The organism is Streptomyces cirratus (assembly GCF_014650775.1).
Classification (GTDB): domain Bacteria; phylum Actinomycetota; class Actinomycetes; order Streptomycetales; family Streptomycetaceae; genus Streptomyces; species Streptomyces cirratus.
In genome coordinates this window covers 70,551-84,759 of record NZ_BMVP01000019.1, presented here as the reverse complement: position 1 = coordinate 84,759, position 14,209 = coordinate 70,551, and the positions used below count along the sequence as shown (strand labels likewise).

11 protein-coding genes and 1 pseudogene are annotated in these 14,209 nt (G+C 73.2%); 7 read left to right on the top strand and 5 right to left on the bottom strand.

Annotation, left to right across the window (positions count from 1 at the left end; genetic code table 11):
• Positions 1-95 precede the first annotated feature (95 nt).
• The 3 genes from IE207_RS29650 to IE207_RS29640 are packed head-to-tail and all read left to right on the top strand — an operon-like array spanning position 96 to position 2,536.
• Positions 96-887, top strand: coding sequence for an ABC transporter ATP-binding protein (locus IE207_RS29650; RefSeq protein WP_190187408.1), 792 nt, complete (start codon positions 96-98; stop codon positions 885-887).
• Entirely contained in the window at positions 874-1,764 is an 891-nt protein-coding gene (locus IE207_RS29645) for an ABC transporter permease (protein WP_190187407.1), read from the top strand. Before IE207_RS29650 ends, IE207_RS29645 begins: the two co-directional genes overlap by 14 nt.
• A 10-nt stretch (positions 1,765-1,774) precedes the next feature.
• Positions 1,775-2,536, top strand: coding sequence for a sirohydrochlorin chelatase (locus tag IE207_RS29640; RefSeq protein ID WP_190187406.1), 762 nt, complete (start codon positions 1,775-1,777; stop codon positions 2,534-2,536).
• A gap of 135 nt (positions 2,537-2,671) precedes the next feature.
• On the opposite strand, the gene IE207_RS29635 is transcribed toward IE207_RS29640, so the two are convergent.
• The 3 genes and pseudogenes from IE207_RS29635 to mgt form a co-directional block, all read right to left on the bottom strand.
• On the bottom strand, positions 2,672-3,673 hold the full coding sequence (locus IE207_RS29635; protein WP_190187405.1) for a ketopantoate reductase family protein: 1,002 nt from the start codon (positions 3,671-3,673) through the stop codon (positions 2,672-2,674).
• Between the two features lie 85 nt (positions 3,674-3,758).
• Positions 3,759-4,325, bottom strand: a complete 567-nt coding sequence (locus IE207_RS29630; protein WP_190187404.1) for a DUF1697 domain-containing protein — start codon at positions 4,323-4,325, stop codon at positions 3,759-3,761.
• 106 nt (positions 4,326-4,431) lie between these two features.
• A pseudogene (gene mgt / locus IE207_RS29625) lies at positions 4,432-5,675 on the bottom strand (macrolide-inactivating glycosyltransferase).
• A gap of 152 nt (positions 5,676-5,827) precedes the next feature.
• Between mgt and IE207_RS29620 the strand changes: the two are divergent.
• Positions 5,828-6,679, top strand: coding sequence for a phosphotransferase enzyme family protein (locus IE207_RS29620; RefSeq protein WP_190187403.1), 852 nt, complete (start codon positions 5,828-5,830; stop codon positions 6,677-6,679).
• 209 nt (positions 6,680-6,888) lie between these two features.
• On the opposite strand, the gene IE207_RS29615 is transcribed toward IE207_RS29620, so the two are convergent.
• Together IE207_RS29615 and IE207_RS29610 are read right to left on the bottom strand one after the other, a co-directional pair.
• Positions 6,889-7,614, bottom strand: coding sequence for a 3'-5' exonuclease (locus IE207_RS29615; protein WP_190187402.1), 726 nt, complete (start codon positions 7,612-7,614; stop codon positions 6,889-6,891).
• Between the two features lie 63 nt (positions 7,615-7,677).
• Positions 7,678-8,937 carry a DUF5919 domain-containing protein gene (locus tag IE207_RS29610; RefSeq protein WP_190187401.1) on the bottom strand — a complete coding sequence of 420 codons (1,260 nt, stop codon included), beginning with the start codon at positions 8,935-8,937 and terminating at the stop codon, positions 7,678-7,680.
• Positions 8,938-9,222: 285 nt separating this feature from the next.
• Between IE207_RS29610 and glgX the strand changes: the two genes are divergently transcribed.
• The 3 genes from glgX to IE207_RS29595 all read left to right on the top strand — a co-directional run bounded on the left by glgX (position 9,223) and on the right by IE207_RS29595 (position 14,116).
• Complete coding sequence (gene glgX, locus IE207_RS29605) at positions 9,223-11,337, top strand: glycogen debranching protein GlgX (RefSeq protein ID WP_190187400.1); 2,115 nt, start codon at positions 9,223-9,225, stop codon at positions 11,335-11,337.
• A 71-nt stretch (positions 11,338-11,408) separates the two neighbouring features.
• Complete coding sequence (gene treY, locus IE207_RS29600; protein WP_190187399.1) at positions 11,409-13,658, top strand: malto-oligosyltrehalose synthase; 2,250 nt, start codon at positions 11,409-11,411, stop codon at positions 13,656-13,658.
• 92 nt (positions 13,659-13,750) lie between these two features.
• Positions 13,751-14,116: a hypothetical protein gene (locus tag IE207_RS29595; RefSeq protein WP_190187398.1), complete on the top strand. Its 366-nt coding sequence runs from the start codon at positions 13,751-13,753 to the stop codon at positions 14,114-14,116.
• Positions 14,117-14,209: the final 93 nt, after the last annotated feature.

Sequence of the window (14,209 nt, the reverse complement as noted above, 5' to 3'; positions counted from 1 at the left end):
CAAGGTGCTCAAGGCCGCCGGCAAGCCCGAGGTCTCCGACGCCGGCCTCGGCGTCAAGTAAGCCCGTAACCCGAATCCCCCAGGAGGTGACGACCATGGCCACCACACTTGCCAAGGCTGCCGAGGGCGCGGTAGCGGAGCGGACGCACGCCGCGCGCATCGAACACGTCTCGAAGTCCTTCCCCGGACCGGCCGGACCGCAGCTCGTCCTGGACGACATCAGCCTCGATGTCGCCCCGGGAGAGTTCGTCACCCTCCTGGGGGCGTCGGGGTGTGGCAAGTCCACCCTGCTCAACCTGGTCGCCGGTCTCGACGAGCCCAGCGCGGGCAGCATCGAGACCACCGGCCGCCCCGCCCTGATGTTCCAGGAGCACGCGCTGTTCCCCTGGCTCACGGCGGGCAAGAACATCGAACTGGCCCTGCGGCTGCGCGGGGTCGCCAAGGCCGACCGCAAGCCGGAGGCGGAGCGGCTGCTGGAGCTGGTCCGGCTCGGCGGGGCGTACGGCAAGCGCGTCCACGAACTGTCGGGCGGCATGCGCCAGCGCGTGGCCCTGGCCCGCGCCCTGGCCCAGGACAGCCGACTCCTGCTGATGGACGAGCCGTTCGCGGCGCTGGACGCCATCACCCGCGACGTGCTGCACGGCGAGCTGACCCGGATCTGGGAAGAGACCGGCCTGTCCGTCCTGTTCGTCACGCACAACGTCCGCGAGGCCGTGCGCCTCGCCCAGCGCGTGGTCCTGCTGTCCTCGCGGCCCGGCCGGGTCGCCAAGGAATGGACCGTGGGCATCCCGCAGCCGCGCCGCATCGAGGACGCGGACGTCGCGGAGCTGTCCCTGGAGATCACTGAACACCTGCGTGGGGAGATCCGCCGCCATGGCCAGCACTGACACCGCCCCCGAGGCCAAGAGGGACGACCTGGCGGGTCTGGAGGCCGGTCTGGACGCGCTCGACGCGGTCCAGACCCACCGCACCCCGGTCCGTGAGGTCCTCCTCAAGAAGATCCTGCCGCCGGCCGTGGCCGTCGGCCTGGTCCTCGTCGTCTGGCAGGTTCTCGTCTCGGCACACGTCGCCGACTCGACCAAGCTGCCGTCGCCGTCCGCGGTGTGGGACGGTCTGGCCGACATGTGGGTCAAGGGCACCCTGCTGGACGTCGTGTGGACCAGCGTCTCGCGCGGCCTGCTCGGCTTCCTGCTGGCCCTGGCCATCGGCACCCCGCTCGGCCTGCTGGTCTCGCGGGTGAAGTTCGTCCGCGCCGCCATCGGCCCGATCCTGTCGGGGCTCCAGTCGCTGCCCTCGGTGGCGTGGGTGCCGCCGGCGGTGATCTGGCTCGGCCTGAACGACTCGATGATGTACGCCGTCATCCTGCTCGGTGCGGTGCCGTCCATCGCCAACGGCCTGGTGTCGGGTGTCGACCAGGTCCCGCCGCTGTTCCTGCGGGCGGGCCGCACGCTGGGCGCCACGGGGCTCAGGGGCACCTGGCACGTGGTCATGCCGGCGGCGCTGCCCGGCTACCTCGCCGGTCTCAAGCAGGGCTGGGCCTTCTCCTGGCGCTCGCTGATGGCCGCCGAGATCATCGCCTCCTCCCCCGACCTCGGGCTGGGGCTCGGCCAGTTGCTGGAGAACGGCCGGAACAACATCGACATGCCGGGCGTGTTCCTCGCGATCATCCTGATCCTCATCGTCGGCATCGCCATCGACCTGCTGATCTTCAGCCCGATCGAGCGGTGGGTGCTGCGCAGCCGCGGCCTGCTGGTCAAGAGCTGAGCTGAGTACCGTGTTCCGCTCCCCCGTCCTGTTGGTCATCGCCCACGGCAGCCGCGATCCGCGGCACGCCGCGACCGTGCACGCCCTCACCCGGCGTGCGCGGGCGCAGCGGCCCGGGCTGCGCGTGGAGACGGCGTTCTTGGACTTCAACGCCCCGACGGTGCCGCAGGTGCTGTCCCGACTCCACCTGTCGGGGGTACGGGAGGTCGTGGCCCTTCCGCTGCTGCTGACCCGGGCGTTCCACGCGAAGACGGACATCCCGGCGGTGCTGGCGGAGGCCGCCACCCGTCTGCCGGGCCTGTCGGTCCGGGTCGCGGACGTCCTCGGCCCGTCGCCGCTGCTGCTCCGCGCCCTGGAGCGGCGTCTCGCGGAAGCGGGCCTCGCCCCGGCGGACCGCGCCACCACCGGCGTGGTGCTCGCGTCCGCCGGTTCCTCAGACCCGGAGGCGATCGCAGTGATCGCTGAAATCGCGCGGGAGTGGCGGCACACCGGTTGGTGCGCCGTGCGGCCTGCGTTCGCCTCCGCTTCCCTGCCCCGTACGGAGGACGCCGTACGGACCCTTCGCGCCGAGGGCGTCCGCCGGGTGGCCGTCGCCCCGTACGTCATCGCCCCCGGACGCCTCCCGGACCGCATCGCGGCGGGCGCGGCCGCCGCGGGCGCGGACCTCGTGGCCCCCGTCCTCGGCCCGGCCCCTGAACTGGCCCGCCTCCTGCTCCGCCGTTTCGACGCGGCGGCCCTGACCCCGTCCCGGCTCCCTGCCCTCTCGGCCTGACCGCCTCGCCGACTTTCAGGCCGCCCGGCGTGTGAGGGCACGTCCGGGGTCCGTGGCGCGGCCCCGGTGAACGGAGGAAGGGCGGCTCGGGGACCGGCCCCGCGCAGCGGCCACCACCGCACCGGCGCCGGCCCCCTACCCCCTGGCGGCCGCCTCATCGGCGAGGCCCGTCAGGTCCTCGACCGCCATCGCCCCTGGCGGCAGCCCCTCCCGCGCGAAGATGTTCGCCGCATGGCGCAGCGTGTCGTTCACCGGCGTCGGAACCCCGTGCAGCCGCCCCAACAGGCAGATCTCCCCGTTGAGGTAGTCGGCCTCCACCGAGCCCGTCCCCCGCGCCAGGCTCTGCCACGACGAGCCGCCCCGCACCCCCGCCGGCTGCTCGACCTTCCCGTCCCGCGCCGCCGCCTGCTCGGCGTCGGAGGCGTAGCCGATCCCGGCGGCGTCGAATGCCGCCTTCGCCTCGCGGATCGCCCTGAGCAGCAGCGCCGCCTTCGCCGGATCCGGTTCCGGCCCCGTCGTCGCCTGGATCGCGTTGCCCAGGTTGCCCAGCAGCTTCGCGTACTTCCACCGCATCACGTCCTCGACGACCGGCGCCCCGAAGCCCGCCTTCTCCAGATCGGCGGCGATCGCCCGGGCCCGGGCGTCGCTCCCCCCGGCCGCCCGGCCCAGGTGCAGGATGCCGGTCAGCGGTGCGCACAGCGCCGAGACCACACCCGGCTCCAGGAAGGTGGCGGGCAGCCAGACGCAGACCCCGTACACGCGCGTGAAGCGCCGTAGGGCCAGCCGTTCGCTCTCCACGCCGTTCTGGAGGCACAGCACGGGCAGGCGCTGCGCCGCCGTGCCGCCGCCCGCGACCTCCGCGTCGCCCCACGCGTCGAGCGCCGCGATCGCGTCCTGGGTCTTCACGGTGAGCAGCAGCACGTCGTCCGCCCGCAGTTCGCCCAGCTCCGCCGGGCCGGTGACGACGGGCAGCCGGTGTACCCGCTCTCCGGCGGCCGTCGTGAGCCGCAGGCCGTCCGCCGCGAGTGCCTGGGCGTGCGCGCCGCGGGCGACGAGGACGACGTCCGTGCCCGCTTCCGCGAGGCGGCCGCCGATGGTCGCGCCGATCGCCCCGGCGCCGATGATGATGTACCGCATGCACCGAGCCTGGCACATGCGCGTTCCGGCGTCGGGACCGGGGCGCCGCCCGCGGCGGCCGTGTCAGTCCGGGCTCGGTCCGCGATCAGTCCCGGGTCAACTCGACCAGCTTGACGACCGTGTTCCAGTTGCGGGTCGTCGCGCGGAGGCCCTTGAGGAGGGCCGGTCTGTGGAGCACCTCGCCCAGCTTGGACACGCCGAGGCCGCCCGGTGCGTAGAGGTACACCACGCGGTCGCCGAGGCGGAACTCCTCGGGGAGGAAGGCCTGCGCGTCGATGCCCGCGTAGCGCTGCGGGGACGGCTGCTCGGAGAGGAACGTGACGTGGAGCTGCCTGCCTTCGAGTTCGGCCGCCGGGAACGGGCAGGCTTCGGCCACGGCGCGCAGGTGGGGGCCGTCCACGACGAGGCAGGGGACGGGGAAGCCGAAGTGCGCCTCGATGGCCGCCTCCAGCCGCCGGGCCAGCGCGTCGGGGTCCTGCTCCGTACTGGTGAACACGGCGTTGCCGCTCTGGAGGTACGTCCGTACGTCGCCGAGGCCGAGCTGCTCCATGACGGCGCGCAGCTCGGCCATCGGGACCTTCTTGCTCCCGCCGACGTTGATCCCGCGCAGCAGGGCGGCGTAGGTCGTGCGTGCTGTGGGCTGAGGGCTCATGTCCCGAACGATAGGACGCCCCACTGACAGTGTGGACGGGCAGCGGGGACGGGCAGTGCGGACGGGCAGTGCCGACAGCCGGTGCCGAGGGCGGTGACCCGGCCCGTCAGGGCAGCTCGGCCTCGATGAGGTCGGCGGCCTGTCGCGCGCCGCCCTCCCCGGCCGTCTGCGCGCGGACGGCCTCGGCGCGTGCGGTGACTTCGGGATCGCCGACGAGGGAGAGGACGGCGTCGCGCAGGGTGCGGGCGTCGGCCTCGTCCATCGGGATGTGCCGGGCGATGCCCAGTTCCTGCAGCATGTCGGCGTTGCCGAACTGGTCGACGGCCTGGGGGACGGCGACCATGGGGGTGCCCGTCGCCATGCCTTCCTGACTGCCGCCCGCGCCCGCGTGGGTGATGAAGGCGTCGGCTTGCCGCAGGATGTCCAGCTGGGGAACCCAGCGGTGGACTTCGACGTTGGCGGGGATCTCCCCGAGTTCGGCCTCGTCGGTGAACTTGCCGATCTGGAGGACCACGTGCCAGTCGGGCAGCTCCGCGAAGGCGTCCATGCAGGCGCGGTAGAAGGCGGGCAGTTTGGTGAAGGTGGAGCCCATGGAGACCAGGACCACCTTCTTCCCCTCGGCTGCGGCCGGGCGCCGCCAGGCTCCCTGGGCGGCACCACGGTCGCCCTGGCAGGCGCCGACGAAGGTGTAGACGGACTCGTCCACGCGGTCGGCGTGCGGCTGGAGCGCCTTGGGGATCAAGACGATGCTGCGGCGGGGCCGGCCCACCACGCGGTCGGGGTCGTCGGCGATGCCGTTCTCGTCGAGCCAGGCCCGGAACCGCGCGTAGTAGGCCCGGCCGCGTTCGGTGGCCCGCAGCTGCTCCTTCATCGGCGCGGCGACCTCCTCCTCGTAGCCGGTCCAGGCGACCAGGTTGGGGGAGAGGGAGATGTCGGGGACGCCCCAGCGGCGGGCGAGCACGACCGCCGGGTAGGCGGTGATGTCGTGGATGACGAGGTCCGGCTCGTCGCCTTCGAAGGCGGCGGCGAGTTGGGGCAGTGCCTGGATGGCGTCTTCCAGGAAGGGTTCGAGGTGGTCGATGAGTTCGGCGCCCCACGCCTCGGGGTCGTCGTCGGTGGGCAGGGTCGAGTGCCAGATGACGGGGGTCGCGCCGGTTTCGGCGACCTTGTCGGCGAAGGAGGCGGGAATGGCGTAGCTGACGCGGTGACCGCGGGCGACGAGTTCCCGGATCACTTCGATGCTCGGGTTCACATGCCCGTGGGCTGCGATGGAGAACATGGCGATGTGTGCGGGCTTGGCTGTGGTCACGAGTGGACCATAACGAGACGATACGTCTCGTGCAAACTGATTCACTCCGACGTGTGAGCCGCCCCCCGGGCCGCCCCCGGGCCGCCCGCCGAGCGGCCGGTGACGGCGGGTCAAGCCCGTCACCAGCGGGGATGGCAGACTGACGGGGACGTGGTGGCCGGGGACGGTCCAGACGGGGACGGGCGGGAGCGGCATGGACGAGGCGCGGGCCAGGGACGTACTGACGGCGGCGGGTGTCACCGGCGGGGCCGAGCTGCTGGCCTTCGGTGAGAACGCCGTGTTCGCGGCCGGCGACCTGGTGGTGAAGGTGGGCCGGGAGGAGGCGCTGCTGGAGCGGGCCGAGCGGGAGGTGGCCGTCGCGGACTGGCTCGCCGCCTGCGGGGTTCCCGCGGTCCGGGCGGCCGAGGCGCGGGCCCGGCTGGTGGACGGGCACCCGGTGACGGTGTGGCACCGCCTCCCGGAAGAGGTCCGCCCCGCGGGCCCGCACGATCTGGCGTCCCTCCTGCGACGGATCCACGCCCTGCCCGCACCGCCGTTCGCGATGCCGGCGCGCGACCTGCTGGGCGGGGTCGAACGCTGGCTCCGGCTCGCCGGTGACGCCATCGACCCGGCGGACGCGGCGTACTTGCGGGCCCGGCGCGACGCCTACGCCGGCCAGGTGGCGGCGCTGACCCCCCACCTGCCGCCCGGGCCGATCCACGGCGACGCCCTGCCCCGCAACGTGCACGTAGGGCCGGACGGGCCGGTCCTGGTGGACCTGGAGACCGTGTCGGCCGATCTGCGCGAGCACGACCTGGTGGTGATGGCGCTCTCCCGCGACCGGTACGGGCTGCCCGGCCGGTCGTACGAGGAGTTCGTGACGGCGTACGGATGGGACGTGCGCGAGTGGTCCGGCTGCGCGGTGCTGCGCGGCGCGCGCGAGACGGCGAGCTGCGCCTGGGTCGCCCAGCACACCCCGGCCAGTCCGGCGGCCCGCGCGGAGTTCCACCGCCGCGTCACCTCGCTCCGCGACGGCGACACCGCAACGCGCTGGCACCCCTTCTGAGTCCCGGCGCCACGACCCGGCGCCAGGGCCCGGCACTAGGGCCCGGCACGCGGCGGCCTCGGGATCCGTGGCCCTGGTGAAGACGGCGGACATCATCATGAACGGCCTGTCCAGGGTGCCGGCCGGCGGCGGGCCGACCCGGCCCCGGTCCGTCCCCGCCGGCGCGGGCACCCGGCGCGGGCACCCGGCACGCGCGCCCCTGGTGGAGCTCAGGCTCCGGCCGGTATGAGCACCCGAAGGGGCCACGACGTGTCGATGACGGCCTCCGGGCTGCCCTGGCCCCGCAGGTACGACTGGAAGTCGCGGGCCCAGCGGGCGTGCCAGGCGCCCTGACGGTCATGCAGGTCAGACGGGCTGAGCGCGGCCACCTCGGGATGCCGGGCGGCTATCGCCCGGGCGACCTGGACCGCCGCCAGCGCGTCCGCCCCCGCGTCGTGCGCGGCTTCGAGGACGACCCCGTACACCCCGCACACCGCCTCCAGGGTCCGCTTCCCGCGCCGGTAGCGGTCCACGGCCCGGTCGATGGTCAGCGGGTCCACCACCGGCCCCGTCCGCGCCCCGCCCAGCCGGTCCGCCAGCGACGGCAGCCCGTGCCGGGCCAACTCCGCCGTCAGAAGCGTCAGATCGAAGGCGGCGTTGTACGCGACGACCACCGAGCCGCGCAGCCAGTGCTCTGTCAGGACGGTCGCCACCTCGTCGGCGACCTGCCGCACCGGCCGGCCCTCCGCGACGGCCCGCGCCGTACTGATGCCGTGGATCGCCGAGGCCTGCTCCGGGATCGGTATGCCCGGGTCCGCGAGCCAGGCACGCCGCTCCCGCACCTCGTCGCCGCGCACCTCGACCACCGCGGCCGTCACGATCCGGGACTCCCCCGGCTCCGTGCCCGTCGTCTCCAGATCGAATCCGACCAGCGCTCCCCCGTGCCACGCCGCCATGGCGCCCCTCCCCCGTACAGACATCCGGTCAACGACTTTTAGCCTGCCACGGGCCACTGACAGTCAGGACACCGGCCGGGAATCCTCCCAAACCGACTCGAATTCCTCCCGGTACGTGGTGAAAAGTCCATGGTCGGCGTCCTTGGGGACGCCCCTGCCGCCCCCGCGCAGCACCAGCACCGGCGCCTCCATGCCCCGCGCCCGCCGCAGGTACGACTGGACCACCGCGATGCCCGAGGACTCCCCCTCCACCAGGTACGCCGTGAAACGCGGCGTCTCGTCGAAGACGTGGATCTCGAACCGCGAGGCGTCACGCAGGCCTGCCCGTACCCGCCGCACGTGCAGGATGTTCATCTCGACGGACCGGCTCAGCTCGCCCTTGCGCAGCCCCAGCTCCCGCTCGCGCCGCTTGACCGCGCTGCTCGCCGGGTTCAGGAACAGCAGCCGCACCCGGCAGCCCGCTTCCGTGAGCCGGACGAGTCTTCGGCCGGAGAAGTTCTGCACCAGCAGGTTGAGGCCTATGCCGATGGCGTCCAGCCGCCGCGCGCCCCCGAACAGGTCCTCGGCCGGCAGCTGGCGCTGGAGCCTCACCCGGTCGGGGTGGACGGAGATGACGTCGGCGTACCGGTCCCCCACCAGGTCCTCGACGGCGTCGATCGGCAGCCGGTCCGCCGCCGGGCTGCCCGCGCCGCCGCCCAGCACCTCCAGCAGCCGCGCCGACGCCCGCTCCGCCTGTTCGAGGACGGGCCGCGAGAGCGCCCGGTTGCGGGAGACCACGTTGCGGGTGACTTCCAGCTCGTCGAGGGCCAGCTCGATCTCCCGCCGGTCGTCGAAGTACGGTTCGAAGCAGGGCCAGTGCTGGACCATCAGCTCCCGCAGCTGGGGCAGGGTCAGGAAGCTCAGCACGTTGTCGTCGGCCGGGTCCAGGAGGTACCCCTTGCGCCGGCTGACCTCGCGCACGGCCACCGCCCGCTGCACCCACTCCTGCCCGGCGGGCCCGGCCGCCGCGACGACCCAGTCGTCCTGGCCGTGCACGGGCTCGTAGATGGGCCTCAGCACCGCGCCGACGACGGCCCGCAGCCGCTGCTCGATGAGGTTCAGCCAGATGTAGGCGCGCCCGGCGCGCTGCGCGCGGGTACGGACCTCGCTCCAGGCGTCCGCGCCCCAGTCCAGTTCGGCACCGGCCCGCGCCCCGCCGGCCTCCGGCGGGGCCAGCGACACCGACCCGGCCGGCACCCCGGCCTGCGCGCTTCCAGGGGCGTCCGCGGGGCCACCCTCGTGCCCGCTGTCACCAGGGGGCAGCTCCAGACCTCCCGAGCTCACCCGTGCACCGCCTTCTGCGTCTGGACGCCCGTCTCCAGTGATCACGGAAGGGTACTCCGCGCGCGCGGCCCGACGCAGCCCGATGGCCCGTACACCGACTGCCCGTTGACCCATTATCCGATGCCCGGACAGTCCGCTGACCCGGATATCAGCTCTCCGGGTCACCCGGTAGAACCATCCCAAGTCCACGCGTGGCGGCCTCCTTTCGGGGAAGATCTGGCAGAGACGTTGTCCATGCCCGATCAGCCGGGACGTCAGCCGACACCGAGGGAAGAGTCGTTATCTATGCAGGTCTGGCCGGGACAGGCGTATCCGCTGGGTGCCACGTACGACGGCGCCGGAACCAACTTCGCTGTCTACTCCGAGGCCGCTCGGCGGATCGAGCTGTGCCTGCTGCACGACGACGGCTCCGAGACCGCCGTCGAGCTGCGCGAGACGGACGCCTTCGTCCGGCACGCCTACCTGCCCGGCATCATGCCCGGCCAGCGCTACGGCTTCCGGGTCCACGGCCCGTACGAGCCCGAGCACGGGATGCGCTGCAACGCGGCGAAGCTGCTGCTGGACCCGTACGCGCGGGCCATCAGCGGCAGCGTCTCCTGGGGCGAGGAGGTCTACGGCTACCACTTCGGCCGCCCGGATTCGCGCAACGACCTCGACTCGGCCCCGCACACGATGACCTCGGTCGTGGTGAACCCTTACTTCGACTGGGCCAACGACCGGCCCCCGCGGCACGAGTACCACCACACCGTGCTGTACGAGGCCCATGTCAAGGGCCTGACCATGCGGCACCCCGAGCTCCCGGAGGAACTGCGCGGCACGTACGGGGCGCTCGCCCACCCGGCGGTGATCGGCCACCTCACCAAGCTGGGCGTCACGGCGCTGGAGCTGATGCCGGTGCACCAGTACGTGAACGACCACCGCCTCGTCGACGACGGTCTGAGCAACTACTGGGGCTACAACACCATCGGCTTCTTCGCGCCCCACAACGGCTACGCCTCCGGTGACCGGGGCGAGCAGGTACTGGAGTTCAAGTCGGCCGTCCGCGCCCTGCACGAGGCCGGGATCGAGGTGATCCTGGACGTGGTCTACAACCACACGGCCGAGGGCAACCACCTCGGGCCGACACTGTCGTTCCGGGGGCTGGACAACGCCTCGTACTACCGGCTGGCGGACGATCCGCGTCACTACATGGACACCACCGGCACCGGGAACTCGCTGCTGATGCGGTCCCCGCACGTCCTCCAGCTGATCATGGACTCGCTGCGCTACTGGGTCACCGAGATGCACGTCGACGGCTTCCGGTTCGACCTCGCGGCCACGCTGGCCCGGCAGTTCCACGAGGTGGACCGGCTGTCCTCGTTCTTCGACCTGGTCCAGCAGGACCCCGTCGTGAGCCAGGTCAAGCTGATCGCGGAGCCCTGGGACCTGGGCGAGGGCGGCTACCAGGTGGGCAACTTCCCGCCGTTGTGGACCGAGTGGAACGGCAAGTACCGCGACACCGTACGGGACCTGTGGCGCGGCCAGCCGCGTACGCTCGCCGAGTTCGCAGGACGGCTGACCGGTTCCTCGGACCTCTACCAGGACGACGGGCGCCGGCCGCTGGCATCGATCAACTTCACCACCTGCCACGACGGTTTCACCCTGCACGACCTGGTCTCGTACAACGAGAAGCACAACGAGGCCAACCGGGAGGGCAACCGCGACGGCGAGACCCACAACCGGTCCTGGAACTGCGGGGTCGAAGGGCCTACCGAGGACCCGGAGGTGGTGGAGCTGCGCGAGCGCCAGATGCGCAACTTCATGGCGACCCTCATGCTCTCCCAGGGCGTCCCGATGCTCAGCCACGGGGACGAGTTCGCCCGCTCGCAGGGCGGCAACAACAACGCCTACTGCCAGGACAACGACCTCTCGTGGGTCCCCTGGCCCGAACCGGGCAAACCGGCGCCCGCGCTGCTGGAGTTCACCCGTCAGATGGTGTGGCTGCGCCGGGACCACCCCGTGTTCCGGCGGCGCCGGTTCTTCCACGGACGCCCGGTGGAGGGGACGCACGACGAACTTTCCGACATCGCCTGGTTCACCCCGCACGGCGAGGAGATGCGGGCCCGCGACTGGCAGGCGCAGCACGCGCGTTCGCTGACGGTGTTCCTCAACGGCGAGGCGATCTCCGAGCCCGGCACGCGCGGGGAGCGGATCACCGACGACTCGTTCCTTTTGATGTTCAACGCGGGCTCGGAGGCGCAGGAGTTCACGATTCCGGCCGGGCACGGTGCGCGGTGGCTGCTGGTGGTGGACACGGCGAAGCCGGAGGTCCTGCCTCCCGGTACCGGCGTGCAGTACGCGGCCGGTGACCGGGTGCCGCTGACGGGCCGCTCCCTGGTCGTCCTCCAGCGCCCCGCCTGAGGCCCTGCGGCCGTCACCCGGATGCGCCGGGTGACGGCAAGGAATCCGGCTGGGCGGGTACGTAGGTTCTCATGAGCCAGTCATACGAAAGCGCTCGACCGACACCCGACGTTCCGGCAGCCGTCGCCCCGGCCTCCACCTACCGTATCCAGCTCTGCCCCGAGTTCCCGTTCGCGGCCGCCGAGGCCGCGGTGCCCTACCTCGCCTCGCTCGGCGTGTCCCACCTGCACCTCTCGCCCTCCCTGGAGGCGGTGCCCGGCTCGACGCACGGGTACGACGTCACCGACCACTCCCGGGTGCGGGAGGAGCTGGGCGGTGAGGCGGGCCTGCGCGCGCTCGCCCGCACCGCGCGCGAGAACGGCCTCGGGCTCGTGCTCGACATCGTGCCCAACCACATGGCGGTCCCCTCGCCGCTGCGCCTCAACCGGCCCCTGTGGGAGGTCCTGCGGGAAGGCCCCCGCTCCCCCTACGCGCGCTGGTTCGACATCGACTGGGAGGCCGGCGGCGGGCAGGTGCTGCTGCCGGTCCTCACCGGACCGCTGGAGGTGGAGTCGCTCACCGTCGACGGCGAGGTGCTGCGCTACGGGGACCACGAGTTCCCGCTGCGGGAGGGAACCGCCGGGCTGCCCCTGCCCGAGCTGGCGGCGGCGCAGTGGTACCGGCCGGCGTTCTGGCGCGAGGCCCGCACCTCCCTCAACTACCGCCGCTTCTTCACGATCTCCGACCTCATCGGGGTCCGGGTGGAGGACCCGGAGGTCTTCTCCGCGACGCACGCCAAGATCCTGGAGCTGGTCCGGGACGGGGTGCTCCAGGGGCTGCGGATCGACCACGTGGACGGGCTCGCGGATCCCGAGGGGTACCTGCGGCGGCTCCGCGCGGAGGCGGGCGAGGGCTGCTGGGTGGTGGTGGAGAAGATCCTGGCCCGCTCCGAACGGCTGCCCTCCTCCTGGCCGGTGGCCGGCACCACCGGGTACGACGCGCTCCACCGGGTGGACGGGGTGTTCACCGATCCCGCCGGGGCCGCCGAACTCGCCCGGGACTACCGCAAGTCCACCGGCGCGCTCTCGTGGGCGGAGACGGCCGAGGAGTGCGCACGGGAGGTGCTGACCGGCGATCTGGCGGCCGAGCTGGCCGCGCTGGAGGGGATGGCGGGCAAGGAGCTGCGGGACGCGGTCCTGGAGCTGCTGGTGGCCAACCCGGTCTACCGGCCCTACCCGGGTGGCCCGGGACTGCCGACCGGGGCCCTGGAGCGGGCGGCCTCGCTGGTCGGCGCCGGCGCGGTGGACGGCGTACGGGACCTCCTCGACCGGGACCCCGCGTTCGCGGCGCGCTTCGCCCAGACCTCGGCGGCGCTGCGCGCCAAGTCCCTGGAGGACCGGGCCTTCTACCGCTGGGCGCCCCTGCTCTCGGCGACGGAGGTGGGAGGGGACCCCGGGGACCCGGGGGTACCGGTCGCGGAGTTCCACGCGTACTGCGCGGAGCTGGAGCGGGACTGGCCCGCCTCGGGGACGGTGCTGTCCACGCACGACACGAAGCGCAGCGCCGACGTCCGGGCCCGGATCGCGGTGCTCTCCCAGGCCCCGGAGCTGATGGCGGGGGCCGGCGCCGTCCCGGACGCCCAGCTGGCGTGGGTGGCGCGGCAGAGCGCGGTGGGCCTGGGGCAGATCCCCGAGCGGGAATCCCGGCTGGCGGCGGCCCTGGTCAAGGGGGCCCGGGAGGCGGCGCTGCGCACGTCCTGGACCGATCCGGACGAGGAGTACGAGAGGGCGGTCGTCGCTCCGCCCGAGGTGGACCTCCCGCCCGAGCTGGCGGAGGCGGCCCGGGCCAACGTACTCGGCATGACCCTGCTGCACCTGGCCATGCCGGGGGTCCCGGAGGTGTACCAGGGGGCGGAGAGCGAGTACCGGGCCCTGGTCGACCCGGACAACCGCCGGCCGGTCGTCTTCCCCCGCGAGGAGCTGGCCCGGCTCGACGGGGGCGGTGTCCCGCACGGCCTGGCGGGGGAGAAACTGGCCCTGTCGGCGGCCCTGCTGCGGCTGCGGCGCACCCGGCCCGGGCTGTTCACCGGATACCGGCCCCTGGCGGCCCGGGGCCCGGCCGCCGGGCACTGCGTGGCCTTCGGCCGCTCCCCCGGCCTGCTCGCGGTCGCCACCCGGCTCTCGCACCGGCTCGCCGGCGAGGGCGGCTGGCGCGACACGGTCCTCCCGCTCCCGCCGGGCCGCTGGACGCCCCTGCTGCACGAGGGCGCGTACGAGGGCGAGGCGCTGCTGTCCCACCTGCTGGCCGACAGCCCCGCGGTGGCCCTGGTCCGGGCGGAGTAGGAGCTTCCGGGGTGCGGGTCCCGGCCGCGTCCGCCCCGCGCGGACTCCGGCCGGGGCCGCGTCACGCCCTCCGCCGGGGTTACGCTCCGGGGATGGAACGCGCAGAGGTTCTGAAGCGAGTCATCGGCATCCTCACCGAGGCCCAGGAGATCCGCAGGGCGGCCGAAGCCGGGGAGGACGACGAGGTCCCCGTGTCGGAGGCGGGCGTCGTCACCCAGCTGCTGAACGAGATGCTGCCCTCGATCAGCGTTCCGGCCGAGTCCTCCCCGCAGCAGGTCGCCCGGCTGGTCGCCGAGGCGCTCGGTCCGGCCCTGCACACGATGGTCGCCGGTTTCAGCCTGGCCTTCACCAGTCTCGCGATGGCGCACGACAGCGGCCGTACGGACCTCTCCTCGGTCCAGGTCCTCCAGCAGCTCGCCCTCGAAGTGGAGTCCGGGGAGTTCGACGAGGGCTCCTGAACCCCCGCGGGCCGCCACCACCCCCTCCGGATCACCGCCGGCAAGGCGTTGGCCAGGGCCTTTCCCGGATGGTGGACACAAGTGCGGGGCGCA

Coding starts and splice junctions, on each gene's coding strand:
- IE207_RS29650 (WP_190187408.1), top strand. CDS start 96: ATGGCCACCACACTTGCCAAGGCTGCCGAGGGCGCGGTAGCGGAGCGG.
- IE207_RS29645 (WP_190187407.1), top strand. CDS start 874: ATGGCCAGCACTGACACCGCCCCCGAGGCCAAGAGGGACGACCTGGCG.
- IE207_RS29635 (WP_190187405.1), bottom strand. CDS start 3,673: ATGCGGTACATCATCATCGGCGCCGGGGCGATCGGCGCGACCATCGGC.
- IE207_RS29630 (WP_190187404.1), bottom strand. CDS start 4,325: ATGAGCCCTCAGCCCACAGCACGCACGACCTACGCCGCCCTGCTGCGC.
- IE207_RS29620 (WP_190187403.1), top strand. CDS start 5,828: ATGGACGAGGCGCGGGCCAGGGACGTACTGACGGCGGCGGGTGTCACC.
- IE207_RS29615 (WP_190187402.1), bottom strand. CDS start 7,614: ATGGCGGCGTGGCACGGGGGAGCGCTGGTCGGATTCGATCTGGAGACG.
- glgX (WP_190187400.1), top strand. CDS start 9,223: ATGCAGGTCTGGCCGGGACAGGCGTATCCGCTGGGTGCCACGTACGAC.
- treY (WP_190187399.1), top strand. CDS start 11,409: ATGAGCCAGTCATACGAAAGCGCTCGACCGACACCCGACGTTCCGGCA.
- IE207_RS29595 (WP_190187398.1), top strand. CDS start 13,751: ATGGAACGCGCAGAGGTTCTGAAGCGAGTCATCGGCATCCTCACCGAG.